Raw genomic sequence first — 8,628 nt, 5'->3', positions numbered from 1 at the left:
CACCGCCCGCAGCGCCCGCCGCAGGTGGACCCCGTCCAGCGGAACACTCACCAGCCGCCGGGCCGACAGCTCCTCGCCGAGGGCCAGCTCACTCACCACCGCGGGCCCCGCCCCACTCACGGCGGCGGCCTTGACCGCGGTCGTCGAGGAGAGTTCGATCAGCGGCCGGGCCAGTCCCCCGAGCGCCTCGTCCAGAACCTGACGCGTCCCGGACCCCTGCTCCCGCAGGATCAGCGACGTGGCCGCCAGCTCATCCGCCTGCAGCCGCTTCCGCCGCCGCGCCCACGGATGCCCCGGCGCCGTCACCACGATCAACCGGTCATGGGCGACGATCACCGAGTCCAGGCCCGCCGGCACGCTCACCCCCTCCACGAACCCGAGATCCGCCTCCCCCGCCAGCAGCCGCTCGGCGACGGCCGAGGAGTTGCCCGCGAGCAGGGACACCGCCGTGTCCGGCCGCTGGGCGCGCAGCGCGATGAGCCACCCCGGCAGCAGGTACTCCGCGATCGTCATGCTCGCCGCGACACGCAGTCTCGAGTCCCGCCGGTCCCGGAGCGCCTGCGCCCCCGCGTCGAACGCCTCGGCCGCCTCCACCACCCGCCGCGCCCAGTCCGTGACCAGCGCGCCGGCGTCCGTGAGCCGCGACCCCTGGGGCGACCGGTCGACCAGGGCCACGCCCAGCTGCCGCTCCATGGAGCGGATGCGGCTGCTCGCAGCAGGCTGTGTGACGCCCAGCTCCCGCGCGGCCCGCCCCAGCGACCCGAGCCGCGCCACGGCCAGCAACAGCTCCAGTGCCCCGAGATCCGGCACCCGGTGCGCGAGCCCGTTCCGCGGCACGTCACCGCTGTCCACGCCCCGGCCGCCCTCACCCCTGCTCATAACCCCAGCTTATGTCCGGATCCGCAGGGGCCCTCCGGCGGGGACCGCTCAGCGCCGCGCGGCCGCGCGCAGCGCCTCGCCCAGCACCTGTGGCGCCTCGCTCAGGGACGGGCCGTACCAGGTGAGGTGGCGTCCGCTGACCAGCGCGCACGGGAGCCCCGCGAACGCCTCGGGCCCGTCGTCGGCCGTGAACCGGTACGGCTCGTCCGGCAGGACCACCACACCGGGGGCCGCCGCCCGCAGTTCCTCGACGGGCACGCGGGGATAGCGGTCCGCGTGCGCCGCGTACAGGTGGTCCACGCCCAGCCGGGCGAGGACGTCCCCCGCGAAGGTGTCCCGGCCGAGCACCATCCAGGGGCGGCGCCAGACGGGCACCACGGCGGTCGTACGGCGCTCCGGGGGCCGCAGCCGGGACCAGGCTTCCTCCGCCTCGTCCAGCCACCGCGGCCGCGCGGGTGCCCCGCAGGCGCGCAGCACCCTCTCCAGCTCACGGAAGGCCTGCGGAACGTTGCGCACCTCGGTGACGAGGACCTCGACGCCCGCCTCCCGCAGAGCCCTGAGGTCGGGCTCCCGGTTCTCCTCCTCGTTCGCGATCACCAGATCGGGGGACAGTCCCAGGACGCGGTCGGTCTTCGGGTTCTTGGTGCCGCCGACCCGGACGACGTCCAGTGCGCCCGGATGGCTGCACCAGTCGGTGGCGCCGACCAGCGTGCCCGGAGCCGAGAGCGCCACGGCCTCGGTCAGGGAGGGGACGAGGGAGACCACACGGAGCACAACGGTCACGCACCGCGCCGGTGCCGGTCCTCCAGCGCCTCGATGTGGTCCGCGACGGCGACCACGATCACCCGGGTGTCGGGGACGGTGGCCCGCCACCGGTGCCGTACGCCACCGCTCAGGTACAGGGTGTCGCCCCGCCCGAGCCGGTGGGCCCGGCCCTCCGCCTCCACCTCGACGGCGCCGTCGGCCACGTACATCAACTCGTCGTTGCGGTGCTGGACTTCCCTGCCCTCGTCGTGGTCACCGGTGAACTCCATGGCGTGCAGTTGGTGGTGGCCGCGCACCAGAGAGCGCGTATGGGACTCGGGGGGCGCGACGGCGTCCGTGTCAGCGCGCACCACATCGACGCTGCACGCCGGGTCGGCCGCGGCGAGCAGCTCCACGGCGGTGGTGCGCAGGGCGTCGGCGATGCGCTCCAGGGAGGGCCTGCTGGGGCGGGCCCGCTCGTTCTCGACCTGGCTGAGGAAGGGGACCGACAGGCCGCTGCGCTCGGCCACGACGGCGAGCGTGAGCTCCAGTGCCCGGCGCCGCCGCCGGACGGCCGCGCCCACTCGAAGGGGCTGTTCTTTGTGGTCGCCCATCGCTCCGGCTCCCTCCTTCGCTCGTCGGTCCGCCCGTGCCGCCACGGCTGCCACCGGTACAACCGCTGCCGGTACAGCCGTTACTGATACACCACTGTTCCGCTGTTCATCAGGTACTCATCCGGCGCTTGCCCGCGCACGTCTTCTCACGTCTTCTGATGAGTTCTCTGCACCCTACGCATATTCGGCAAACCGTTTCATGCGCCCGTCACATCGCTGTCACGCCGAGGAACGGCCGGGGTCACAGTTCTCGCCAGTGGAGGGGCCGGCCCCACTCCCCCGCCGCCGCACCCTCCCGGGGGACGAAGAGGCTGACCAGAGGCGCGGGGGTGCCCCCGGGATCGGCCAGGAGGGTCACCGACGGGTTGGCGACGGCTGCGCCGCCCGCGTGGCTCCGTAAGCCCAGCCGGTCCGCGCACCCCGGTCACCGGGCCGTAGGCGTACACCCTCCAGCTCGCGAAGCCATGGCGCCTCCTCCGGCCCTCGATCAGCACCGGTCCCGCGCCGCCGGGCCGGAGGCGTACGCGGTCGCCCATGTTGCCGCCCGTCCCCCACGCCTCCAGGGCCCGGTCGAGCCGCTTGTCCGGCGTGGCCTGCCAGGTTGTGAAGTTGCGCAGAGTAGCGCGCAGTTGGCGGTCCGTATCGCAGGATGCCCGGTAGTGGCCGGTCAGTTCGACGATACCGCCATGCGCGGAAGTGATGTCGGGGTGCCCTCGGAGCAGCGGGAAAGGGTGCGGAGGAATGTCGTACGAGCGGTCGGCACGGCCGGCCAGGAGGGCCCCGCGCCGGGAGAACCGCGGACCTCTGCGTGGTTGGCCGGATCTTTCTCGTACGCCAGTACGCAACCGCCCCGTACGCGCGATGGCCGCGAACGCGGGGCCGGGTGCGGCCCTGGCGGTGGACAGCCGGACCGGCGGCGGTACGGCGGGCACGAGCGCCACCGTAGCCGCAGCCGCAGCCACGGCCACGGCCACGGCCACGACGAGGAAGAGCATGGGGCGACGGCGCGGGCCCTGTGGGCACGGGGCTCACAGGGACAGCGGGGTGGTGCGGGGAGCGAGCGTCGGGCGTGCGGACCACCCGCCGCCCCCCGGAACACTCCGGCGGGTGGGCCGCGCCACACCGCGCGCCGCACCGCGCGCCCACCCCATGGCCGGGAGGCCGCACCGGTGCCCCGCCGGACACCCGCTGTCAGTGCGGTACGGCATGATGCGGAAGGTGACCCGACGCCTGATGCTCCTCGACACCGCCTCGCTCTACTTCCGCGCCTTCTTCGGGGTGCCGGACTCCGTGAGGGCTCCGGACGGCACGCCGGTGAACGCCGTGCGGGGACTGCTCGACTTCATCGACCGCCTGGTCCGGGACCACCGGCCCGACGACCTCGTGGCCTGTATGGACGCGGACTGGCGGCCCCAGTGGCGGGTCGACCTGATCCCCTCCTACAAGGCACACCGCGTCGCCGAGGAGCACGAGGCGGGCCCGGACGAGGAGGAGGTACCGGACACGCTCTCACCGCAGGTGCCGGTCATCGAGGACGTCCTGGACGCGCTGGGTATCGCGCGCGTGGGGGTCGAGGGGTACGAGGCGGACGACGTCATCGGCACGTTCACCGCGCGCGCGAAGGGCCCGGTCGACATCGTCACCGGCGACCGCGACCTGTACCAGCTGGTCGACGACGCGCGCGGGGTGCGCGTGCTGTACCCGCTCAAGGGCGTGGGCACCCTGCAGCACACCGACGAGGCGTGTCTGCGCGAGAAGTACGGGGTGGACGGCGGCGGTTACGCGGACCTGGCGCTGCTGCGCGGCGACCCCAGCGACGGGCTGCCCGGAGTGCCGGGCATCGGCGAGAAGACGGCGGCGAAGTTGCTGGCCGAGTTCGGCGATCTGGCCGGGATCATGGCCGCGGTCGACGATCCGTCGGCCAGGCTCACCCCGTCCCAGCGCAAGAGGCTCGACGAGTCGCGTTCCTATGTATCGGTCGCCCCCAGGGTCGTCCGGGTGGCAGGGGACGTACCCTTGCCCGATGTGGACACGGCGCTCCCGCGCGAACCGCGGGATGCGGCGGGGCTGGAGGAGCTCGCCGCGCGCTGGGGCCTGGGCGGCTCGCTCCAGCGGCTGCTCACGACGCTGCGGACCTGATCGGTGCGCGCGTACCGCGGCCGGGCGTTCCGCGCCTGCGGAGTGAGCGGCACTGCTCACGAACCAGCGCGTCGCGGGGCCGAAGATTTTGACATATCTCGACACACCAACGTGGGGTGTCACCCAGGGGGAGATGCTAACTTAGGTTAGCCTTAGCTATGTATCTGGGAGGCCGCCATGGCAGAGCGTCCGGCACGCAGGGCCCCGAAGCCCCACTCCGCACGAGTCATCCGCACCGAGCGGCTGACCCCGCACATGCAGCGCGTCGTCCTCGGTGGCGAAGGTCTCGCCGATTTCGCCACGAGGGGCAGCACCGACCACTATGTGAAGCTGCTCTTCGGCCCCGACGGCGTGACCTACCCGGAGCCCTTCGACATGGAGCGGATCCGTGCGGAGTTCCCGCGCGAGCAGTGGCCCGTGACCCGGACGTACACCGTGCGCGCCTGGGACCCCCAACTGCGCGAGCTCACCCTGGACTTCGTGGTGCACGGCGACGAGGGCCTCGCCGGTCCGTGGGCCACGCGGGTCCAGCCGGGCGAGCTGGTACGGCTGCTGGGCCCCGGAGGGGCCTACGCGCCGGACCCGGGCGCCGACTGGCACCTGCTCGCCGGTGACGAGAGCGCTCTGCCCGCGATCGCCGCCGCACTGGAGGCGATGCCCGACGGCGCCGAGGTCCGCGCCTTCATCGAGGTCCCGGACGCCGACGAGGAGCAGAAGATCGCCTCCGAAGTGGAGGTCGTCTGGCTGCACCGCGGAGACCGTCCCGTCGGTGAGGCACTCGTCGAGGCCGTCCGCGCACTGGAGTTCCCCGAGGGCCGCCTCCATGCCTTCGTCCACGGCGAGGCCGGCCTGGTCAAGGAGCTTCGCCGGCTGCTGCGCGTCGAGCACCAAATCCCGCGCGAGGACCTGTCGATCTCCGGCTACTGGCGGCTCGGGCACAACGAGGACAAGTGGCAGGTGGCCAAGCGCGACTGGAACGCACGGGTGGAGGCCGAGCAGGAGGGTACGCCGGCGACCGCGTGACCCCGCGTCGCCCGAAGCGGCTGCCGCCTCCCAAGCGTTCGGCGCCCGGGGTCAGTCGCCCCGCACGCGCGCGTGCAGATGCATGTCGTGCCAGCCGTCCGGGTGGAGCAGGGCGCTGCGTTTGGTGCCCTCCAGGGCGAAGCCGGCCCTGACGGCGACACGGCAGGACGCCACGTTGCGGACGGCGTGCAGAAGTTCGAGCCGGTGGAAGCCCATGTCGTCGAGGGCCCAGCGGGTGAGCGCCGTCGTCGCGCGGGCGGCGACCCCCTGCCCACGTGCCGCCGCGGCGGTCCAGTACGCGACCTCGGCCGTGCCCATGTGCAGCTCCATGGTCCGCAGTGCCACGCGCCCCCTGAGCCCGTCGGTGTCCGCGTCGACGACGGCCCACTGCACGGCCCGCTCCTGCGTCCACGCGTTCCGCCACTCGTCGATCCAGCCGCGCACCTCGTCCTCGGAGTCGGCCCCGCGGAGGTGCCACTGATGCATGACCGGGTCCTGGAAGGCCCGGTGGACGGCGGGTGCGTCCTCGGCCCTCCAGGGGCGCAGAAGGAGGCCGTCGCCCGTGGGGATGGTGGGCTGCGGGTGCTGGGCGAGGCTGCCGGCGGGGAGGACCGCGGTGGTGAGGTAAGGCATGATCGGCATCCTGCCAACGGGGGTGGGGAAGGCACAGCGGTTTTCCGGTGCCGCAGGCCGCCCCCGCTCCCTCGTACGCTTGATCGTGATGAGACGCAGAAGCCCGGCCCCGCCTTCCCCCCTGCCACAGCGCGACGGGGTGGATCCGGTGCGGGTCCGGTTGCCGGCCGGGGAGGCGTGGCCGACCGTACGCGATCACCTCGTGGCGCGGCTCGCGGCCGGGCCGGGCGTGATCGACGGGATGCTGGAGGCGGGGCTGATCGTGGACGCCGACGGGCGCCCGGTGCCGCGCGACGGGGCGTACGTCCCGGGGATGTTCGTGTGGTTCCACCGGGAGCTGCCCGACGAGGAGAGGGTGCCGTTCGCGCTCGACGTCGTGTACCGCGACGAGCACCTCGTGGTGGCCGACAAGCCGCACTTCCTGGCCACCACCCCGCGGGGCAGCCATGTCGCCGAGACGGCCCTGGCCCGGCTGCGGCGGGAGTCGGGCATCCCGACGCTGAGCGCTGCCCACCGGCTGGACCGGCTGACGGCGGGGCTGGTGCTGTTCACCGTACGGCCGGAGGAGCGCGGCGCGTACCAGTCGCTGTTCCGCGACAAGCGGGTCGCTAAGGAGTACGAGGCCGTGGCTCCGTACGACCCGGCGCTGACCCTTCCGCGCACCGTCCGCAGCCGGATCGTCAAGGAGCGCGGAGTCATGGCGGCCCGCGAGGTCGAGGGCGAGCCCAACGCCGTCAGCCGGGTCGAGCTGCTGGAGCACCTGGACGGGACGGTGCGGGACCGGCCCGTCCAGGAAGGTCTTGCCCGGTACCGGCTGACACCCCGTACCGGGCAGACGCACCAACTGAGGGTGCACATGAGCGGGTTGGGCGTGCCGATCCTCGGCGATCCCCTGTACCCGGTGGTGACCGGCCCCGTGGCGCCCGGTGACTTCCGGCGCCCGCTCCAACTGCTGGCGCGGGCGCTGGAGTTCACCGACCCGGTCACGGGGCGCGAACACCGGTTCGTCAGCCCGCGCGTGCTGGAGGCCTGGTCCTCGTACGAGGAGTGGGCGCGGTAGTCCCGGCGCCCACTCGGCTCACCGGCCGCGCCACCAGCGCAGGAAGCGGCGGAACACGCCGGGGCGGCGGTCCGGGACGGACGTCGCCGTCGGCATCGCCACCGGCATGGGCGTCGTGTCCGCGGGCGTGGCGGCGGGCGCGGAGACCGACGCGGAGACGACGCTGTCGGAGGCCCCGGCCTGCGACGGAGGCTGGGACGGGGATGGGGATGCGGATGGGGATGCGGATGCGGATGGGGTCATGCCGATGACCTGCCGGCTGGGACGTGGCGGCCGCACCGGGTGGGCGGCGGGCAGCTGCATGACGTCCTGCTGGGGCTTCGGCGCGAACGTGATCGGAAGCTCCACCAGATGCCGGTTCGAGAGCGTCTCCCGCCAGCGCAGCTCATGCTCCTCGCAACCGAGCTTGACGTCCGGCAGCCGCATCAGCAGCGCGTCGACGCCGACATCGGCGATGGCACGGCCGATGTCCTGCCCCGGGCACTCGTGAGGGCCGCCGCCGAAAGCGAGGTGGGAGCGGTTGCCCTGCATGTTGGCCTTGAGGTCGGGACGGACACGCGGATCGACGTTGCCCGGAGCGATGCCGTGGATCAGGGCGTCGCCCTTGCGGATGCGCTGACCGCCCAGCTCCGTTTCCTGCTTGGCGAAGTACGCGAAGACGGTGCTGAACGGCGGCTCGTCCCACAGGGTCTGCTCGACCGCCTCGGGCACCGTCATCTGTCCGCCGTTCAGTCGCGCGCGGAACCGCGGGTCGGTGAGCACCATCCGCAGCACGTTGGCGATGAGGTTGGCCGTTGCCTCGTACGCGGCGATCAGCACGAGGCGCAGGTGCTGGCCGACCTCCTCGTCGGTGAGCCGCGCCGGGTGGTTGATGAGATGGCTGGTGAAGTCCTCCTTGGGCTCGGCCCGGCGCAGGGCGGTGAGCCTCATCAGGGCGTCCACGATGTACTCGTTGCTGGCGATCGCGGTCTCGGTGCCCCTGAGCATGTCGCGGGCGGCCTGCACGATCCGGTCGTTGTACTCGTCGGGCATGCCGAGGATCTCGCACATCACCGCCATCGGGAGGTGATCGGCGAACTGGCCGACCAGTTCGGCCCTGCCGTCCTCGCAGAACGCGTTGACGAGACGCTGGGTCGCGCGGTTGATGTGGCGGCGGACGCCCCGGTGGTCGATCGTCGAGATGGCGCCGGTGACCGCGCCGCGCAGCCGCAGGTGCTCGTCGCCCTCGGCATGGGCACAGATCGGCTGCCAGGCGATGTGCGGCATGTAGGGGTGGTCGGGCTTGACCGTGCCGTCCAGGAGCCTGTTCCAGACACGGCTGTCGCGGCAGAACTGGGAGGGGCTGCGCACCATCTGCATGTTCTCGCTGTGCCCGAGCACCACCCAGACGGGCACGTCCTCGTGGAGCAGCGCGGGAGCCACGGTGCCGTGCTCGGCACGGAGTTTCTCGTACACGGCTCCCAGGTCCTCCGCGTCGGGACCGTACAGCCGGCTCAGCCCGCCGGGGCTGAGGCCGTGAGCGGGGCAGCCGGGGGG

General features: G+C 73.0%; 8 protein-coding genes. 3 read left to right on the top strand and 5 right to left on the bottom strand.

The window, feature by feature from the left end; genetic code table 11:
* From FNH04_RS35645 to FNH04_RS35635, 3 genes are all read right to left on the bottom strand, one after another.
* Positions 1–879 (bottom strand): LysR family transcriptional regulator (locus tag FNH04_RS35645; RefSeq protein ID WP_152789991.1); only part of this gene is annotated, 879 nt, incomplete at its 3' end.
* Positions 880–927: 48 nt separating this feature from the next.
* Positions 928–1,662 carry a helical backbone metal receptor gene (locus tag FNH04_RS35640; RefSeq protein WP_322724785.1) on the bottom strand — a complete coding sequence of 245 codons (735 nt, stop codon included), beginning with the start codon at positions 1,660–1,662 and terminating at the stop codon, positions 928–930.
* Positions 1,659–2,237: a helix-turn-helix domain-containing protein gene (locus FNH04_RS35635; protein ID WP_152789990.1), complete on the bottom strand. Its 579-nt coding sequence runs from the start codon at positions 2,235–2,237 to the stop codon at positions 1,659–1,661. The genes FNH04_RS35640 and FNH04_RS35635 overlap by 4 nt, the downstream gene beginning before the upstream one ends.
* Positions 2,238–3,446: 1,209 nt before the next feature.
* On the opposite strand from FNH04_RS35635, the gene FNH04_RS35630 reads away from it, so the two are divergent.
* Both FNH04_RS35630 and FNH04_RS35625 read left to right on the top strand, forming a co-directional pair.
* Complete coding sequence (locus FNH04_RS35630; RefSeq protein WP_194236917.1) at positions 3,447–4,376, top strand: 5'-3' exonuclease; 930 nt, start codon at positions 3,447–3,449, stop codon at positions 4,374–4,376.
* Positions 4,377–4,553: 177 nt separating this feature from the next.
* Positions 4,554–5,399 carry a siderophore-interacting protein gene (locus tag FNH04_RS35625; protein WP_152789989.1) on the top strand — a complete coding sequence of 282 codons (846 nt, stop codon included), beginning with the start codon at positions 4,554–4,556 and terminating at the stop codon, positions 5,397–5,399.
* A gap of 51 nt (positions 5,400–5,450) precedes the next feature.
* Here the strand turns inward: FNH04_RS35625 and FNH04_RS35620 are convergent, their stop codons facing one another.
* Complete coding sequence (locus FNH04_RS35620; RefSeq protein WP_152789988.1) at positions 5,451–6,032, bottom strand: GNAT family N-acetyltransferase; 582 nt, start codon at positions 6,030–6,032, stop codon at positions 5,451–5,453.
* Between the two features lie 88 nt (positions 6,033–6,120).
* Here FNH04_RS35620 and FNH04_RS35615 point away from each other — a divergent pair, with 88 nt between their 5' ends.
* On the top strand, positions 6,121–7,092 hold the full coding sequence (locus FNH04_RS35615; protein ID WP_152789987.1) for an RluA family pseudouridine synthase: 972 nt from the start codon (positions 6,121–6,123) through the stop codon (positions 7,090–7,092).
* A gap of 18 nt (positions 7,093–7,110) precedes the next feature.
* Here FNH04_RS35615 and FNH04_RS35610 read toward each other — a convergent pair.
* The coding region (locus FNH04_RS35610; protein WP_152789986.1) for a cytochrome P450 at positions 7,111–8,628 on the bottom strand (1,518 nt) is incomplete at its 5' end.

The organism is Streptomyces phyllanthi (genome assembly GCF_009377205.1).
Taxonomy (GTDB): domain Bacteria; phylum Actinomycetota; class Actinomycetes; order Streptomycetales; family Streptomycetaceae; genus Streptomyces; species Streptomyces phyllanthi.
This window is presented reverse-complemented; position numbering and strand designations above follow the sequence as displayed.